This window comes from Curtobacterium sp. MEB011, from assembly GCF_030209655.1.
GTDB lineage: Bacteria > Actinomycetota > Actinomycetes > Actinomycetales > Microbacteriaceae > Curtobacterium > Curtobacterium poinsettiae.
Map to the genome: position 1 here is coordinate 383,426 of NZ_JARVRN010000006.1, position 16,153 is coordinate 399,578.

Annotated in this window: 17 protein-coding genes; 6 read left to right on the forward strand and 11 right to left on the reverse strand. The window is 71.7% G+C overall.

The genetic code is table 11. The features are described 5' to 3' along the window. Nucleotides 1-10: 10 nt before the first annotated feature. The 4 genes from QRN30_RS09010 to QRN30_RS09025 are packed head-to-tail and all read left to right on the forward strand — an operon-like array spanning nucleotide 11 to nucleotide 3,892. Nucleotides 11-1,330: a magnesium transporter MgtE N-terminal domain-containing protein gene (locus QRN30_RS09010; RefSeq protein ID WP_017887047.1), complete on the forward strand. Its 1,320-nt coding sequence runs from the start codon at nucleotides 11-13 to the stop codon at nucleotides 1,328-1,330. A 52-nt stretch (nucleotides 1,331-1,382) separates the two neighbouring features. After that, nucleotides 1,383-1,880, forward strand: a complete 498-nt coding sequence (locus QRN30_RS09015; RefSeq protein WP_042539423.1) for a DUF1003 domain-containing protein — start codon at nucleotides 1,383-1,385, stop codon at nucleotides 1,878-1,880. After that, nucleotides 1,873-3,033, forward strand: a complete 1,161-nt coding sequence (locus QRN30_RS09020) for a P-loop NTPase (RefSeq protein WP_140448446.1) — start codon at nucleotides 1,873-1,875, stop codon at nucleotides 3,031-3,033. The genes QRN30_RS09015 and QRN30_RS09020 overlap by 8 nt, the downstream gene beginning before the upstream one ends. A gap of 10 nt (nucleotides 3,034-3,043) precedes the next feature. Beyond that, complete coding sequence (locus QRN30_RS09025) at nucleotides 3,044-3,892, forward strand: class I SAM-dependent methyltransferase (protein WP_140448445.1); 849 nt, start codon at nucleotides 3,044-3,046, stop codon at nucleotides 3,890-3,892. A 104-nt stretch (nucleotides 3,893-3,996) separates the two neighbouring features. On the opposite strand, the gene QRN30_RS09030 is transcribed toward QRN30_RS09025, so the two are convergent. Next, nucleotides 3,997-4,365, reverse strand: a complete 369-nt coding sequence (locus QRN30_RS09030) for a twin-arginine translocase TatA/TatE family subunit (protein ID WP_017887051.1) — start codon at nucleotides 4,363-4,365, stop codon at nucleotides 3,997-3,999. Between the two features lie 64 nt (nucleotides 4,366-4,429). On the opposite strand from QRN30_RS09030, the gene QRN30_RS09035 reads away from it, so the two are divergent. Then, entirely contained in the window at nucleotides 4,430-5,062 is a 633-nt protein-coding gene (locus QRN30_RS09035; RefSeq protein ID WP_017887052.1) for an O-methyltransferase, read from the forward strand. Nucleotides 5,063-5,089: 27 nt separating this feature from the next. Here the strand turns inward: QRN30_RS09035 and QRN30_RS09040 are convergent, their stop codons facing one another. The 4 genes from QRN30_RS09040 to dapE all read right to left on the reverse strand — a co-directional run bounded on the left by QRN30_RS09040 (nucleotide 5,090) and on the right by dapE (nucleotide 8,563). After that, nucleotides 5,090-5,818: an AAA family ATPase gene (locus QRN30_RS09040; protein WP_140448444.1), complete on the reverse strand. Its 729-nt coding sequence runs from the start codon at nucleotides 5,816-5,818 to the stop codon at nucleotides 5,090-5,092. Nucleotides 5,819-5,932: 114 nt separating this feature from the next. Beyond that, nucleotides 5,933-6,103, reverse strand: a complete 171-nt coding sequence (locus tag QRN30_RS09045) for a DUF3117 domain-containing protein (RefSeq protein ID WP_017887054.1) — start codon at nucleotides 6,101-6,103, stop codon at nucleotides 5,933-5,935. 148 nt (nucleotides 6,104-6,251) lie between these two features. Next, nucleotides 6,252-7,496 carry a hypothetical protein gene (locus tag QRN30_RS09050; RefSeq protein ID WP_259575768.1) on the reverse strand — a complete coding sequence of 415 codons (1,245 nt, stop codon included), beginning with the start codon at nucleotides 7,494-7,496 and terminating at the stop codon, nucleotides 6,252-6,254. Next, nucleotides 7,481-8,563 carry a succinyl-diaminopimelate desuccinylase gene (dapE, locus tag QRN30_RS09055; protein ID WP_042539349.1) on the reverse strand — a complete coding sequence of 361 codons (1,083 nt, stop codon included), beginning with the start codon at nucleotides 8,561-8,563 and terminating at the stop codon, nucleotides 7,481-7,483. Before dapE ends, QRN30_RS09050 begins: the two co-directional genes overlap by 16 nt. Before the next feature lie 120 nt (nucleotides 8,564-8,683). On the opposite strand from dapE, the gene dapD reads away from it, so the two are divergent. After that, complete coding sequence (gene dapD / locus QRN30_RS09060; RefSeq protein WP_214563322.1) at nucleotides 8,684-9,649, forward strand: 2,3,4,5-tetrahydropyridine-2,6-dicarboxylate N-succinyltransferase; 966 nt, start codon at nucleotides 8,684-8,686, stop codon at nucleotides 9,647-9,649. A 478-nt stretch (nucleotides 9,650-10,127) separates the two neighbouring features. On the opposite strand, the gene QRN30_RS09065 is transcribed toward dapD, so the two are convergent. The 6 genes from QRN30_RS09065 to QRN30_RS09090 form a co-directional block, all read right to left on the reverse strand. After that, nucleotides 10,128-11,426, reverse strand: coding sequence for a citrate synthase (locus QRN30_RS09065; RefSeq protein ID WP_017887058.1), 1,299 nt, complete (start codon nucleotides 11,424-11,426; stop codon nucleotides 10,128-10,130). A 164-nt stretch (nucleotides 11,427-11,590) separates the two neighbouring features. Next, the gene (gene dapC, locus QRN30_RS09070) at nucleotides 11,591-12,709 is read right to left on the reverse strand and encodes a succinyldiaminopimelate transaminase (RefSeq protein ID WP_259496525.1); all 1,119 of its coding nucleotides are present in this window, start codon (nucleotides 12,707-12,709) and stop codon (nucleotides 11,591-11,593) included. 11 nt (nucleotides 12,710-12,720) lie between these two features. Continuing rightward, nucleotides 12,721-13,038: a ferredoxin gene (gene fdxA, locus QRN30_RS09075; RefSeq protein ID WP_017887060.1), complete on the reverse strand. Its 318-nt coding sequence runs from the start codon at nucleotides 13,036-13,038 to the stop codon at nucleotides 12,721-12,723. Between the two features lie 35 nt (nucleotides 13,039-13,073). Beyond that, complete coding sequence (locus QRN30_RS09080) at nucleotides 13,074-14,258, reverse strand: PIG-L family deacetylase (RefSeq protein ID WP_259551974.1); 1,185 nt, start codon at nucleotides 14,256-14,258, stop codon at nucleotides 13,074-13,076. Nucleotides 14,259-14,277: 19 nt separating this feature from the next. After that, entirely contained in the window at nucleotides 14,278-14,826 is a 549-nt protein-coding gene (locus QRN30_RS09085; RefSeq protein ID WP_071251921.1) for a hypothetical protein, read from the reverse strand. A gap of 117 nt (nucleotides 14,827-14,943) precedes the next feature. After that, the gene (locus QRN30_RS09090) at nucleotides 14,944-16,137 is read right to left on the reverse strand and encodes an amidohydrolase (RefSeq protein ID WP_236559551.1); all 1,194 of its coding nucleotides are present in this window, start codon (nucleotides 16,135-16,137) and stop codon (nucleotides 14,944-14,946) included. Nucleotides 16,138-16,153 lie beyond the last annotated feature (16 nt).

Sequence of the window (16,153 nt, forward strand, 5' to 3'; positions counted from 1 at the left end):
GCTGGGTCGGGTGAGCGCCACGAAGGTCTTCGTCGCCCGCCTCGCCGGGTGCTCCGTCTTCGACCCCGCGGGCGACCGCGTCGGACGGGTCCGGGACGTCCTGGTCGTCTACCGCCGGGCCGATCCCCCGCACGTCGTCGGGCTCATCGTCGAGGTGCCCGGCAAACGCCGCATCTTCGTGAGCATCGGCCGGATCACCTCGATCGGTGCCGGGCAGGTCATCACGACCGGCCTGGTGAACATGCGCCGCTTCGAGCAGCGCGGCGGCGAGGTCCGCGTCATCGCCGAGATGCTCGGCCGCAAGGTGCTCATCAAGAACCAGCGCATCCGCGCCACCATCGAGGACGTCGCGATCGAGGACCGCGGGCAGGGCGACTGGGAGGTCGCGCAGCTCTTCCTCCGCAAGCCGAAGACCACGCCGTCGCCGTTCGGCAAGGGCCCGACGACCTTCGCGACGTGGAACGAGGTCACCGAGGACGAGCTCCCCGGCGAGGCCCAGTCCGCCGAGCACGTCATCGCCGCGTACTCCGACCTGCTGCCCGCCGACCTGGCGTCGACGCTCCTCGACCTGCCCGCCGAGCGTCGGTTCGAGGTCTCCGAGGAACTGCCGGACGACCGCCTCGCCGACGTGCTCGAGGAGATGCCGGACCAGGAACGCATCGAGATCCTCACCCGGCTGACGGACGCCCGTGCCGCCGACGTCCTCGACCAGATGCAGCCCGACGACGCGGCCGACGTCCTGGCCCAGTTCTCCGATGAGCGGAGCGAAGCCCTCCTGCAGCTCATGGAGCCGGAAGAGGCGCAGGACGTCCGCATGCTCCTGGAGTACGAGCCGGACACCGCCGGTGGTCTGATGACCACCGAACCGGTGATCGTCTCGGCCGACGCCACCGTGGCCGAGGGCCTGGCCCTGGTCCGCCGCCACGAGCTCGCGCCGGTGCTCGGCGCCGCCGTCTGCGTCACCCTGCCGCCGTACGAGCCGCCGACCGGTCGGTTCCTCGGGCTCGTGCACTTCCAGCGGATGCTCCGCTACCCGCCGAACGAGCGGCTCGGCACGCTCATCGACCAGCAGACCGAACCGGTCCGGGTCGACGCGAGCGCCGCCGAGGTCACCCGCATCATGGCGACCTACAACCTGCTCTCCGTGCCCGTGGTCGACGACGCCCACCGTCTCGTCGGGGTGGTGACGATCGACGATGTCCTCGACCACGTCCTGCCGGACGACTGGCGAAGTCAGGGCGAGGGGGAACCCTCACCGCTTCCACGCCAACGCCCGCGCAGGACACCCGTGACGACGGGAAGGAGGACCACCCGTGGCCCGAACGGATGACACCCGTCGCGACCGTGACCGGCAAGAGGTCCGGCTCGACTCCCCCAAGGGCATGCGTACGCGCGTGCTCCCCAGCCGGCGCCGTGGTCGCGGGGACACCTTCGGTCGCGCGACCGAGGGCATCGCCCGGGGCATGGGTACGCCGTGGTTCCTCATCGGCCTCACGCTGTTCTGCGTGGTCTGGATGGGCTACAACACCCTGGCGCCGAAGCCGTGGCAGTTCGACTCGGCGGCGATCGGCTTCACGGCGCTGACCCTCGTGCTCTCGCTGCAGGCCTCGTACGCGGCCCCGCTGATCCTGCTCGCGCAGAACCGGCAGGACGACCGCGACCGCGTGCAGTTCGAACAGGACCGCCAGCGTGCCGAACGCAACCTGGCCGACACGGAGTACCTGGCCCGCGAGGTCGTGGCCCTGCGCCTGGCGATGCGGGACATGGCGTCCAAGGACTTCATCCGTGCCGAGCTCCGCTCCCTGCTCGAGGAACTCGACCGCCGCGACGCCGACGAGGCCGGCTACGCGGACGAACACGACAGCTCCACCCGTGGCTGAACCCGTCCCCACCGACGATCAGCTCGGCACGGCGGTCCTCGCTGCGCTCGGCCGCGTCATCGACCCCGAGATCCGTCGCCCAGTCACGGAGCTCGACATGATCCGTGGTGTCGACGTGCAGCCTGGAGGCTCGGTGCGCGTCGACCTGCAGCTCACGATCGTGGGGTGCCCCGCCGCCGACACCATCGAGCGCGACGTCCGCGTCGCCGCCGCGTCCGTCCCGGGGGTCGCCGCCGTCGACGTCGACGTGTCCGTGATGGACCCGGCGACACGCGCCGCGCTGACCGAGCGGCTCCGCGCCGGCCGGCCGAAGGGCGTGCAGTTCACGGCGGACTCCCTCACCCGCGTCATCGCCGTCACGAGTGGCAAGGGCGGCGTCGGCAAGTCCACCGTCACCGTGAACCTCGCCGTCGCGCTCGCCCGCCGGGGCCTGCGGGTCGGGGTCGTCGACGTCGACGTGCACGGCTTCAGCGTGCCCGGGCTGATGGGCCTGACCGACGAGCACGGGGTCGCGCCGCGTCCGACGCGTGTGGACAGCATGATCCTGCCGCCGGTGGCCCACGACGTGAAGGTCGTGTCGATCGGCATGTTCGTCGACGACGTCTCGACCGCGGTGTCGTGGCGCGGACCGATGCTGCACCGCACCGTGAACCAGTTCCTGACCGACGTGTTCTTCGGCGACCTCGACGTCCTGCTGCTCGACCTGCCCCCAGGGACCGGCGACGTCGCGATCTCGGTGGGGCAGCTCCTGCCGCACGCCGAGGTGCTGGTCGTCACGACCCCGCAGGCCGCCGCCGCCGACGTCGCCGAGCGCAGCGGGATCGTCGCCCGGCAGACCGGGCAGCGGGTCATCGGCGTGGTCGAGAACATGTCCGGGCTCGTGCAGCCGGACGGGTCGATCCTGCACCTGTTCGGCGAGGGCGGTGGTGCGGAGACCGCATCGCGGCTCTCCCGCGGGCAGGACGCCCCCGTCCCGGTGCTCGGCAGCGTGCCGCTGTCGGTGCCGCTGCGCGAGGGCGGCGACGCAGGGGTACCGGTGGTGCTCGGCAGCCCGGAGGACCCGGCCGCGGTGGCCCTGACCGCGATCGCCGACCGGATCACCACGATGGGGCGCGGGCTCGCCGGCCGGAAGCTCGGGCTCTCACTGTCCTAGGCTCGTGGGCATGAGCACGGATCACGTCGACGTCGACTGGAAGCACGCACGCGCCACGAACCAGGCGAACTGGGACGACCGGGTGCCGATCCACGAGGGTGCCTACGAGATCGACGCCCTCGTCGACCCCGACCACCGCTCAGACGTCGTGCGTGAGGACCTGCCGGCGCTGACGCCGTGGCTGCCGAACGGCTCGCTCGACGGCCTCGACGTCTGCCACCTGCAGTGCCACATCGGCACCGACACGGTGTCGCTCGCCCGCGAGGGTGCCCGGCTGACCGGCGTCGACTTCTCGCCCGCAGCACTCACCTCGGCCAGTGGGCTCGCATCGCGACTCGGCATCGACGTCACCTGGGTCGAGTCCGACGTCCTCGACGCCCGGGCCGCCGTCTCCGGGGACTTCGACGTCGTGTACACGAGCATCGGCACGATCTGCTGGCTCCCCGACCTCGACCGCTGGGCCGCCCAGGTCGCCGGACTGCTGCGCCCCGGCGGGGTGTTCTTCATCCGCGACGGCCACCCGGCCCTGTACGCCCTCGACGAGGACGCGGACGAGCTCGTCACCCGGTACCGGTACTTCCCCGACGGCACGGCCCAGCAGTGGGACGACGCGGGCACCTACGCCGGCGACGGCACGGTGGCGAACACCCGCACCTTCGAGTGGCCGCACCCGCTGTCCGAGATCGTGAACGCCCTGCTCGGCGCCGGGCTGCGGCTCCGCCGGCTCGACGAGGGCCGCACGCTGCCGTGGCGCTTCAGCGCGCGCATGGTCGAGACCGGCACCGGTTCGTGGGCCTGGCCGGAGCACGACCGCGACCGCATCCCCACGACCTACACGATCGTCGCCGCCCGCGACTGACGACGCGACCCCATGGCGGACCGGAGGCCCGTGGCGGATCCGCCACGGGCCTCCAGTCCGTCAGGTGGTGACGCGACGAGCGTCAGGTGGTGACGCGACGAGCGTCAGGTCGCCTCGGCGTCGAAGGGCGCGGCCTCACCGGCGGCCAGGGGCACGACGGGAGCCGTCGCACGCACCTTGGACGCGGAGACCTGTGCGGTCTGCACGGCTGCGGCACTGGAACCGGAGTCGAGCAGGGCGTCACGGATGATGCGTCTCGGGTCGTACTGGCGCGGGTCGAGCTTCTGCCACTCGATGTCGTCGAACTCGGGGCCCATCTCATCGCGCATCCGCTCCTTGGCGGTGTCGGCGAACCGGCGGACGGCCTTGACGAACTCGGCCAGCTTCTGGGCGTACATCGGCAGGCGCTGCGGCCCGAGCAAGAGGACGCCGATGACCCCGATGATCAGGATCTTGTCGAGCGGGATGTCCACGCGAGCGAGCCTAACGCGTGCTGCTGCGTTGCACCTCTAGAGTTGTCTCCCGAACGGAGTGTGCGTGTCAGAGAAAGAGTCGAACTGGAAGTTCGCCGAGGACATCGTCTCGGAGACCGAGGCGATCGCCCGTGCTCGTGAGCACTCCCTGGAACTCGGGGTCGAAGCGATCTCGCCCGCGATCGGTGCACAGATCGGGGTCATCGCCGCAGCCTCGCGAGCCACGAGCATCATCGAGATCGGCACCGGTCTCGGCGTCTCCGGCCTGTACCTGCTCGCCGGTGCCCCGAACGCGACCCTGACCACGATCGACGTCGAGGTCGACCACCAGCAGTTCGCCCGTGACGCCTACATCAGCGCCGGCACCGCCCCCGCACGGATCCGGCTCATCCCCGGTCGGGCCAACCAGGTGCTCCCCCGCATGAACGAGGCCTCGTACGACGTCGTCCTCGTCGACGCCGACCCGGAGCACGTCATCGAGTACGTCGAGCACGGGCTGCGCCTCGCACGCCTGGGCGGCACCGTCCTGGTACCGCACGCCCTGTGGCGCGGACGCGTGGCCGACCCGGTCAAGCGCGACCGTGCCACCACGGACTTCCGGCTGCTGCTGACCGAGGTGTCGACGTCGGGTGCGGTGCGCAGCGCGCTGTCGCCGGCCGGTGACGGGCTGCTGCAGCTGACGAAGGTCACCAACTAGTCCTCGGCCCGCCGGCGCTCACGCGGGTCAGTCGAGGTGCCGCAGGTACCGCTCCGGGGACTCGAGGAACGCCCGCTGGTTCCGCACCAGGTCGAGCTCACTCCACTCGGCGCGCCGCAGGCCCCATTCGCCGACCTCGTGGATCGTCGCGCCCGGGAACGCGGCCAGCACGGGTGAGTGCGTCGAGAGCACGACCTGTCCGACACCGCTCTCGACGATCGACCGCAGCAGGGCGATCAGGGTGAGGCAGCCCGAGAACGACAGGGCTGACTCCGGCTCGTCGAGGATCCAGAGCCCGGGCCAGCGCGCCCGGTCGATGACGAAGTCCAGGAACGCCTCACCGTGGCTGCGCTCGTGGAAGACCGGTTCGGGGCGACTGCGGTTCGGGTGCTCCTCGAGGTAGGTGAAGAAGCCGTGCATGGTCTCAGCACGCAGGAAGAAGCCACCGCGGGGCGCACCGAAGTCACGTCGCAGGGCGATGTGCTGCCACAGGTCCGACTCGGACGGGCGGGTCGAGTGGTGCGCCCCGGTCGAGCCGCCTTCCGGGGACATCCCGAACGCGAGCGCGATGGCCTCGATCAGGGTCGACTTGCCGACACCGTTGTCCCCGACGAACACCGTCACCGGGTCCAGGTCGAGGCCCTCGTCGAGCAGCTGCCGGATCGGCGGGAGCGTGGCCGGCCACTCGTCGCGCGGCATCGGGTCCGGGTCGCGGTACTCCTCGACGCGTCGGATGGGCAGGTGGGTCCTCGGCACGGCCCCATCCTGCCGGAGCCGACCGACACCGCGTGTGGACGCCCGCTACCGGCGGGCAGACGGAAAGCCCGGAGCGTACACGCTCCGGGCCTTCCGTTCTGGTGCTTCGACGTACTAGGCCGAGACGACCTCAGCGAGTGCGTCGTGGAGTTCCTTGGCCTCGGCATCGTTGACCGAGACGACCAGGCGGCCTCCACCTTCGAGCGGAACCCGCACGATGATGAGTCGACCCTCCTTAACAGCCTCCATCGGCCCGTCACCGGTCCTCGGCTTCATGGCTGCCATCAGATGTCCCCTTTCGTGCAGTAAATGCAGCCCCATTATCCCGTATGGAGGGGGCAACTGCGAAACCGCCCAGGTTGGGGGTGTCGGATGTGGCGTTCCGGTGCTCCGCAGAACGCAGATCCACGGGCCTTCCGGTGCTCCGCGTCGATCACGGCGGGGTCCAGTCGTAGCCGTCGATCCACCACGTGTAGTACAGCCAGACCCACTGCAGCCCGACGAACGCGACGACGACGGCCACGCGGTACACCCGCGACCGCGGCAGCGCGACGATGCCGAGCAGCGGCGCGATCGGCACGAGGATCCGCCAGGTGCTCGACTGCGGGAAGAACACCGCGAGCAGGTACACCAGGTACGCCACACCCCACAGTCGCAGCTCGATCCCGATCCGGCGCGCGGCGGGCATGCTCACGAACGCGGCGAAGCCGACGAGCACGACGACGAGCAACAGCGCCCCGGCCGGCTGCCCGAACCACCACCCGAACCCCTGCACCCACGGCGCGAAGGGCACGAGCTCCTTCCACCCGATGTACGACGAGCGCCAGGCGAGCTCGGTGTCCGTGTACGCCTTCGGCACCCCGGTGACGGCCCACGCGATCGCCGGCCACGCCAGACCGACCAGGCCGGACACCGTGGCGACGACCGCGGGCGGCACGAGGCGGCGGAGGGTCAGCGGCTCCGACGACCGCACCCAGGCGGGGCGGATCGCCCACGCGACCACGAAGAGCACGACGAGGAACGCGAAGGCGAGCCCGGTCGGCCGGGTCATGCCGAGCAGCAGCACGACGGGGAGCATCGCCCACCAGCGTCGGTCCACCATGAGCAGCAGCGCGACGAGCAGCAGGAACAGGCCCATCGACTCCGCGTAGGCCACCTGGAACACCGCCGACACCGGTGCGACGCAGAACAGCACCGTGGCGAACGTCGCCCGCGCGGGGTCGAGGAACCGGCCCATCAGCCGGCGGAACACCAGCGCGGCGCCGAGGCCGGCGAGCAACGACACCGAGACCGCGACGAACTCGAACGGCGCTCCGGTGAGCAGCATGAACCCGCGCACCAGGAACGGGTACGCGGGCATGAACGCCCACGCGTTCTCGGTCACGTGACCCGCGGCGTCGACCGGCAGCGTCGACGGGTACCCACCCGTGGCGATCACGCGGTACCACGCGCCGTCCCAGATGGACGCGAACGACAGGTAGCCGGGGCTCTGGACGGTGAACGAGTTCGCCGCCTGCACGCCGGCGAAGACGAGCATCATCGCGCCGGTGACGAGCCGCGCCAGCACGTAGACGACCGTGATGCGCACCCACCAGGGCACGACCCGGTACCGGGCCCGCCAGCGGTTCCGAGCAGGGGTCCTCCGGGTGGCCCCCGCCGTCGTCAGGCCGTCAGCCACCGACGCAGCCCGGCCTCGACCGCGGTGATCTGCGCGACCGGGACCTGCTCGTCGTCGTGGTGGGCGAAGACCGGTTCGCCGGGGCCGTAGTTGACCGCGGGGACGCCGAGGCCCGAGAACCGTGCGACGTCGGTCCAGCCGTACTTCGGGCGGGGTGCCGGTCCACCGACGGCAGCCACGAAGTCCTGCGCGAGCGGAGCGTCGAGCCCGGGACGGGCACCGGCAGCGAGGTCCACGATCGTGACCTCGTAGCCGTCGAACAGCTCGCGGATGTGGGCGACGGCCTCGTCGGCCGAACGGGACGGGGCGAACCGGTAGTTCACGTGCACCATCGCCTCGTCCGGGATGATGTTGCCCGCGATGCCGCCGCTGATGCCGACGGCGTTCAGACCCTCGCGGTACTCGAGCCCGTCGACCGTGACGGTGCGGGGCTCGTACGCGGCCAAGGTGGCCAGGATCGGGGCGGTCTTGTGGATGGCGTTGTCGCCGATCCAGCTCCGGGCGCTGTGCGAGCGCTTGCCGAACGTGCGGATCTCGGCGCGGAGGTTGCCGTTGCAGCCGCCCTCGATCTGCGCCCCGGACGGCTCACCGAGGATCGCGAAGTCGGCGGCGAGCAGCTCGGGCCGCGTGCGGGCCAGACGACCGAGGCCGTTCAGGGCGTCGCTGACCTCCTCGTGGTCGTACCAGACCCACGTGACGTCGACCGAGGGGTCGGCCAGGTCGTACGCGAGCTTCAGCTGCACCGCGCAGCCGGCCTTCATGTCGACGGTGCCGCGGCCCCAGAGGATCTCGGTGCCGTCCTCGGTGGTGCGGAACTCGGTCGGCAGGTTGTCGTTGAGCGGGACGGTGTCGATGTGCCCCGCGATGACCACCCGGCGGTCGCGGCCCAGGTTCGTCCGCGCGACGATCGCGTCGCCGTCGCGGATGACCTCGAGGTGCGGCAGCGGGGCGAGCACGGCCTCGATCGCGTCGGCGAGGGCCTGCTCGTTGCCGGACACCGACTCGATGTCGCAGATGGCACGGGTGATGTCGATGGACGAGGCGGTGAGGTCGAGGTGCTCCGGCATGCGGGCAGCCTACCGGCCGACCCTCGCACCGCCCCGGCAGTCCGGCCGAACGGGATCCCCGCCGCCCCGGCCGTCCGGGCGGACGGTGTCCCTCCGACGGCCGCTCGGTACCCTGGAGCCGTGACCGACACGACTGCCTCCGACCGCCCGACCCACGCCTGGGGCCACGGCCTCGCGACGATCGCCGCCGACGGCACGACGCTCGACACCTGGTACCCGGAGACCCACCTCGGCGCCCTGCCCGCCGACGCCGTGTTCCCCGCCGAGCTGCAGGCGCACGTCGGCGACGACCCCCGCCGCGAGGTCCGGATCGAGGCCGTCACCACCGAGATCTCGATCGACGCGAGCCCGACGAGCACCCCGGACGCGTACCTCCGCCTGCACCTGCTGAGCCACCTGCACGTCCGCCCGAACGAGGTCTCCCTGGACGGCGTCTTCGGCCACCTGCCGATCGTCGCGTGGACGAACGCCGGCCCCGTGCACCCCGAGTCGCTGACGCGCCTGCGCCCCGCGCTGCAGCGCGCCGGCATCGCCGTGCACGGCATCGACAAGTTCCCGCGCCTGCTCGACTACGTCGTGCCGGACCGCGTCCGGATCGCCGACGCGAGCCGCGTCCGCCTCGGCGCACACCTGGCACCAGGTACGACGGTCATGCACGAGGGCTTCGTCAACTTCAACGCCGGCACCCTCGGTGACGCCATGATCGAGGGCCGCGTCTCGCAGGGCGTCGTCGTCGGGCACGGCACCGACGTCGGCGGTGGCTCCTCGATCATGGGCACCCTGTCCGGCGGCGGCACACACCGTGTCTCCCTCGGCGAACGTGCGCTCCTCGGCGCGAACGCGGGCCTCGGCATCTCGCTCGGTGACGACTCCGTCGTCGAGGCCGGCCTCTACGTGACGGCCGGCACGAAGGTGGTCCTCGTCGGTGCGGCCCCGAACCCCGACGGCACCCCGAAGACCGTCAAGGCCGCCGAGCTCTCCGGCACCCCGAACATCCTGTTCCGCCGCAACAGCGTCAGCGGCGCCGTCGAAGCCCTGCAGCGCAAGGGCGAGGGCATCCAGCTGAACACCGCGCTGCACGCGTAGCGCCCCGCCCGGCGAGCGGTCACGACACGTCGCCGGCGGGTGCCGAGGGCGCACGAACCGTCGCTCCGGCACCCGCCAGACGACAGTTCGCGACCACCCGGCGCAGGTGAGCGGCGCGTCCCACGATCGCGCACCCACCGACGCACGCACAGGAGGCCCGGAGCCGGCCCACGAGTCCGGCACCGGGCCTCCATGCCGTCGCGTCCAGCGCTCCCCCGCCCCGCGAGCGGGCGAAATGCCGCGGTGCGCCGTCGGCCCCACCGTGGCATTCCGCCCGTTCGATCCGCAGCAGCGCACCCCGCCGACCCTCCGGCCCCTCCCCCGCCTCGACCCGACACGACACAACGCGACGAGCGGGCGGAATGCCGGCGTGCGCCCGCCGCGCGACCCGGGTGTTCCGCCCGCTCGATGTGGCGGCGGGCGCAGACACACGAACGCCCCGCACCACGGGTTCGTGGGGCGGGGCGTTCGGAGTCGGTCAGCGCTCGGGGACGTCGCGCTCGGGCGCACCCACGTAGAGCTGCTGCGGGCGACCGATCTTGTTGAGCGGGTCGTTGTTCAGCTCGCGCCACTGGGCGATCCAGCCCGGCAGACGACCGATCGCGAACAGGACGGTGAACATCCGCGGCGGGAAGCCCATCGCCTTGTAGATGATGCCGGTGTAGAAGTCGACGTTCGGGTAGAGCTTGCGGCTGACGAAGTACTCGTCCTCGAGTGCGATCTGCTCGAGCTCCATCGCGATGTCGAGCAGGTCGTCCTGCACGCCGAGGGACTCGAGGACCTCGTGCGCGGACTCCTTGACGAGCTTGGCGCGCGGGTCGTAGTTCTTGTAGACGCGGTGCCCGAAGCCCATGAGCTTGACACCCTGCTCCTTGTTCTTCACCCGCTCGACGAACCGCGTGACGGGCTCGCCCGAGTCCTTGATCTGCTGGAGCATCTCGAGCACGGCCTCGTTCGCGCCGCCGTGCAGCGGGCCGTACAGGGCGTTGATGCCGGCCGAGATCGAGGCGAACATGTTCGCCTTCGTCGAGCCGACCATGCGCACCGTCGAGGTCGAGGCGTTCTGCTCGTGGTCCTCGTGCAGGATGAGGAGCCGCTCGAGCGCCTTGGAGAGCACCGGGTTCGGCTTGTAGGTCTCGGCCATGGTGCCGAAGTTCAGCCGCAGGAAGTTGTCGACGAACGACAGCGAGTTGTCCGGGTACAGGAACGCCTGCCCGATGGCCTTCTTGTGGGCATATGCCGCGATGACCGGGAGCTTGGCGAGGAGCCGGACGGTCTGCAGCTCGACCTTCTCGGGGTCGTCGACGTCCATGTCGTCCTCGTAGTACGTGGACAGGGCGCTCACGGCGCTCGACAGCACCGACATCGGGTGCGCCGAGTGCGGCAGGGCGTCGAACAGGCGACGGAGGTCCTCGTGCAGCAGGGTGTGCCGACGGATGCGGGCGTCGAACTGCTCGAGCTCGGTGGGGGTCGGCAGCTCGCCGTAGATCAGGAGCCACGCGACCTCGAGGAAGGTGCAGTTCGCGGCGATCTGGTCGATCGGGTACCCGCGGTAGCGCAGGATCCCCTGGTCGCCGTCGATGTAGGTGATCGCGCTCTTCGTCGCACCGGTGTTCACGAACCCGTAGTCGAGCGTGTTCATCCCGGTCTGCTTCTTGAAGGTCGAGATGTCGATCGCGGACGCGCCGTCGACGCTCTGCAGGATCGGGAACTCCGCCGTGCCACCCGGGAACGTCAGCGTCGCGGTCGCGCCCTGCTGTTCGGCGGCGGGACTCACGGGGACGGGCGTGGTGGGCGGTGTGGCCGTCTTCTGAGCGTCATTGGCAGTGTCAGTCACGAGGACAGCCTAATCGCGGCACCTGTCGGTCGTGCACACATCCCAGGTGACGATTTGGTGGTTCCCAGGGATTGCGGGCGCCGGCGGGAGTGCTCGTGTCCGTGCTACGCGGTGCCGAGGCGCCGGCTGCTCGCCAGTCGCTGGGAGGCTGCGGCGATCCGTTCGTCGGTCGACGTCAGGGCCACGCGGACGTGTTCGCCCCCGGCTGCACCGTAGAACGTGCCCGGTGCGACGAGGATCCCGCGGTCGGCGAGCCAGGCGACGGTGTCGAGCGCCGGCTCGCCGCGGGTCGCCCAGAGGTAGAGCCCGGCTTCGCTGTGGTCGATGCGGAAGCCCGCGCCCTCGAGTGCCTGCCGGAGCATGTTCCGACGGGCACGGTAGCGGGCCTTCTGCTGCTGCACGTGGGTCTCGTCCTGCAGCGCGACGACCATCGCCTGCTGCACGGGCAACGGTGGCATCAGCCCGGCGTGCTTGCGGACGGCCAGCACGTCCGCCAGGACCGCGGCGTCACCGGCGACGAAGGCCGCACGGTAGCCGGCGAGGTTCGACTGCTTCGACAGCGAGTACACGCTGAGCACGCCGTCGAGCGAGTCGCCGACGACCCGGGGGTCGAGGATCGTGGGGGTCGGGGTGGTGGCGTACTCCGGGTCCCAGCCGAGCTCGGCGTAGCACTCGTCGCCGACGATGACGGCCCCGAGCTCGCGGGCGCGCACCACGGCGGCACGAAGCTGGTCGATGGTGAGCACGCGGCCGTCCGGGTTGCCCGGGGAGTTCAGCCAGACGAGCTTCGTGGTGGACGGCCACTCGGCCGGGTCGTCCGAGGCGAGGGCGTGGGCCCGGACCAGTGCGGCGCCGAGCTCGTACGTCGGGTACGCCGCTGCCGGGAACACCACGGTGTCGCCGGGGCCGATGCCGAGCCAGAGCGCCAGGCCCGCGATGAACTCCTTGGAGCCGATCGTCGGCAGCGCGTTCGCCTCGGTCAGGGCGACACCGTGCCGCCGGCCGTACCAGTCGGCGATGGCCTGCCGGAGCGCCGGGGTGCCGGCCACCTGCGGGTAGGCGTGCGCGTCGGTGGCGGTGGCCAGGGCGGTGCGAACGACCTCGGGCGTGGGGTCGACGGGCGAGCCGACGCTGAGGTCGACGATCCCGCCCTCGTACGCCGCGGCGCGCTGCTTGAACGGGACGAGCTGGTCCCAGGGGAATTCGGGGAGGTCGAGCGCCACGAGGGGTCCGGTCAGCCGCGGACGGGCTCGGCAGCGACGACGGGGTGGTCCTTGTGGATCACGCCGACCTTCGCAGCGCCACCGGGCGACCCGACCTCGTCGAAGAACTCGACGTTGGCCTTGTAGTAGTCGGCCCACTGGTCGGGCAGGTCGTCCTCGTAGTAGATGGCCTCGACGGGGCAGACCGGCTCACACGCACCGCAGTCGACGCACTCGTCGGGGTGGATGTACAGCGAGCGGTCGCCCTCGTAGATGCAGTCGACCGGGCATTCGTCGATGCAGGCGCGGTCCTTGACGTCGACACACGGCTGGGCGATCACGTAGGTCACGGTTCGGGTGCTCCCTTCGACGAGCGGGTTTGAGTCTACTCGTGGCCCGGGGCCGTCCGGGACCGCAGCCCCGACAGGTCCGGCCACGCGAGGACGAGGGCGGTGATGGCCGCGGGGGCGAAGGTCCACACGTACCCGGCCGCGTTGGCGAGGACGAGCGGCGAGCTCTCGCCACCGAGCGACACGAGCACCTGCGTCGCGACGAGGATGCCGATGCCGATCGCGGCGACCATCGTCCGCGAGCGGTAGACGAGCCGCACGCCCACGGTCAGGCCGAGCACGATGAGGGTGGTGACGACGAGTCCGACCGGGAACGCGCCGAGCGTCTGCTGGTGCGTCACCGTGCCGAGGCCGCCGGCGAGCAGCCCGACCAGCAGCGACACCACGGCCGCCGCGGCCTTGCCCTGACCGGACATCTCGCCGTAGGTCTGCGGCGCCGCCGGCTGCGGGGCCGCGTCGTGCCGGAACGCCTCCACCGCAGGGGCGTGTTGTCGGACACCGTGCGGCATCACCCACGACAGCGCGGCCGGGTCGGCGGGGTCGACGGGGTCGACGGCGACCTGGGAGCGGTACTGCTCGACGGCCGCCCGCACCTTGGCCCGGACCGGCAGGACGTCGACGGTGACGTCGGCCTGCCCGCTGTCGGGGTCGACGATCATCGAGAACGGGACCTCTTCGGCACGGGCCGCGTACTGCGCCGCGTGGTGCATCCGCACGTGGTCGGGGTGTCCGTAGCCGCCGTCGTCGGCGTAGCTGATCACCGCGTCGGCTCCGGTGGAGCGGATGGCTGCGCGCACGTCGTCGACCACCTCGCCCAGGTCGGCCGCGGTCAGCGAGTCGGCCGGGGCGTCGGCCGCAGCGGTGGCCCGGCCGTCCGGGCCCCACTGCATGCCGGAGTCGACGTACCGACGCTCGGGCAGGTCGGTCGGCCGCGCGCCGCGCCCACCGAGCCACAGGTGCTGCGGCCCGCCGAGGGCGGCGAGGGCCGCGGCGATCTCGGTCTCCCGGTGCCGCGCCACCCGCGCGGGGTCGCCCGCGAGCGGAGCCAGCTGCTCCGTGAGCATCTCGCCGCGCTCGCCCCGGGTCGCGGTGAGCACGGTCACCTCGGCACCGCGTTCGAGCAGGGTGGCGATGGTCCCACCCGACGAGAGCGTCTCGTCGTCGGGGTGGGCGTGCACGATCAGGACGCGCTCCGGGCGCATGGTGGGGGCCTTGGACATCGTCCCCAAGGGTACGGGACTAGCGGGGCGTGACGATGTAGGTCGCCGTGACGCCACCGCTGTCCTTGCCGTCCGAGAACGTCAGCACGACACGGTAGCCGTCGCTCCGGAACATGCCGAACGCGCTGGACGAGTCCGCGCGCTTCGCCGACTCGGTGTACCCGGCATCCGTGAGCTGCTGCGCGGCCGTCCGGAAGTCGTCGACGGAGGCCGCCCGGACCTGGGCGACCCACCCGGAGCCGTTCGGTCCGGCTCCCCCGCCCAGCACCGTGCCGTCGACGAGCGGGACGTCGGCCGACGGGAACCCGTCCGGCACCTTGCCGTCGGAGGTCACGTCGGCGCCCTTGAGCGCCGTGTCGAGCGCGCCGTCGATGCCACCGGCGACCGAGGACATGCCGTCCTGGATCGCCTTGCCGTCGATGCCGGCGACCCCGTCGGCCACGTTCGACGCGACGGAGGACCCGAGGTCGGTGGCCTGCTGCACGGCCTCGGTCGAGCAGCCGGTGAGTCCGGCCAGGGCGATGCCGGCAGCGACGGCGGCGATCAGCGGGGTACGGAGGGAACGCATGGCGTGACCGTAACGGACGAGCCGGGAGGCGCGGCGCGAGTTGGCTGTGAACGTGCCGTCCCCGGGGCGGTCACCTGCGCGGCGGGGCCGCCCCGGGCCTCCGTGCCGACGGACGGTTCAGGCGACGTAGGCGCGCGTCGCCGCCACCAGGGCGTCGACACCCACCGGGATCGCCGTCTCGGCCTGCGGCGCGTAGAACGGCGAGTGGTTGCTCGGGATCTCCTCGCCACGGCGGAAGCGCTCCGGGTCGGTGATGCCCGTGAACCAGTACACGAGCGGCGCGCCGGCGGCGGTGGCCAGCTGTCCGACGTCCTCCGACGCCATGGCGAGCCCGATCTCCAGGTCGCGAGCACCCGGCACCTCGGCACGGATGGCGTCGAGCACGGTGGCGGCGGCCTCGGCGTCGTTCACGGTGACCTCGGCGCCCGGAGCACGGATGATCGTCGGCTCGGACAGCCCACCGGCCGCGCTCTCGGCACGGACGATGCGTTCGATCGAGGCGATGATGCGCTGGCGGGTCTCCTCGTTGCGGGCACGGGTCGAGATCTCGATCACGGCCTCGTCGGGGATGATGTTCGCCCGTGTGCCGGCGTGGAAGCTGCCGACGGTGACGACACCCGCGTCGCTCGGCGAGACCTCGCGCGCGACGACGGTCTGCAGCCGCACGACGGCCGACGCCGCGGTGACGACCGGGTCGAGCGAGGCCTGCGGCGCCGAGCCGTGCGCCCCGCGGCCGTTGAACGTCACCGTCAGCCGGTCGCTCGACGCCATCACCGGGCCGGTGCCGACGGCGACGATGCCGACCGGTGCGGGCGCGGAGTGCTGCCCGAGCACGACGTCCGGCTTCGGGAACCGCTCGACCAGGCCGTCCTCGACCATCGCGCGTGCGCCGGAGATGACCTCTTCAGCAGGCTGGAAGACGGCGACGACCGTGCCGCGCCAGTCCCCCGTGGTCGCGACGAGGCGCTCGAGGGTGCCGAGCAGCCACGTGACGTGGATGTCGTGGCCGCAGGCGTGCATGGTCGGGACGTCCCGGCCCTCGTCGTCGGTGCCGACGTGCTCGCTGGCGTACGACAGGCCGGTGCGCTCCTGCACCGGCAGGCCGTCCATGTCGGCGCGGAGCCACACCACGGGGCCCTCGCCGTTCGCGACGACACCGACGACGCCGGTGCCGCCGACGCCCGTCGTCACGTCGATCCCCCCGATCTCGGCGAGCTTCGCGGCGATGACACCGGCGGTGCGGTGCTCCTGGAAGCCGAGCTCCGGGTGGGCGTGCAGGTCCTGGTAGATCGAGAGCAGGTCGAGAGTCACGCTGACCACGGTACAA

What these genes read in the sequence shown, in the direction of transcription:
- dapE (WP_042539349.1), bottom strand. Translation starts at nt 8,563, where the DNA reads ATGCCGGAGCACCTCGACCTCACCGCCTCGTCCATCGACATCACCCGT.
- QRN30_RS09085 (WP_071251921.1), bottom strand. Translation starts at nt 14,826, where the DNA reads ATGCGTTCCCTCCGTACCCCGCTGATCGCCGCCGTCGCTGCCGGCATC.
- QRN30_RS09025 (WP_140448445.1), top strand. Translation starts at nt 3,044, where the DNA reads ATGAGCACGGATCACGTCGACGTCGACTGGAAGCACGCACGCGCCACG.
- QRN30_RS09045 (WP_017887054.1), bottom strand. Translation starts at nt 6,103, where the DNA reads ATGGCAGCCATGAAGCCGAGGACCGGTGACGGGCCGATGGAGGCTGTT.
- QRN30_RS09015 (WP_042539423.1), top strand. Translation starts at nt 1,383, where the DNA reads ATGCGTACGCGCGTGCTCCCCAGCCGGCGCCGTGGTCGCGGGGACACC.
- QRN30_RS09080 (WP_259551974.1), bottom strand. Translation starts at nt 14,258, where the DNA reads ATGTCCAAGGCCCCCACCATGCGCCCGGAGCGCGTCCTGATCGTGCAC.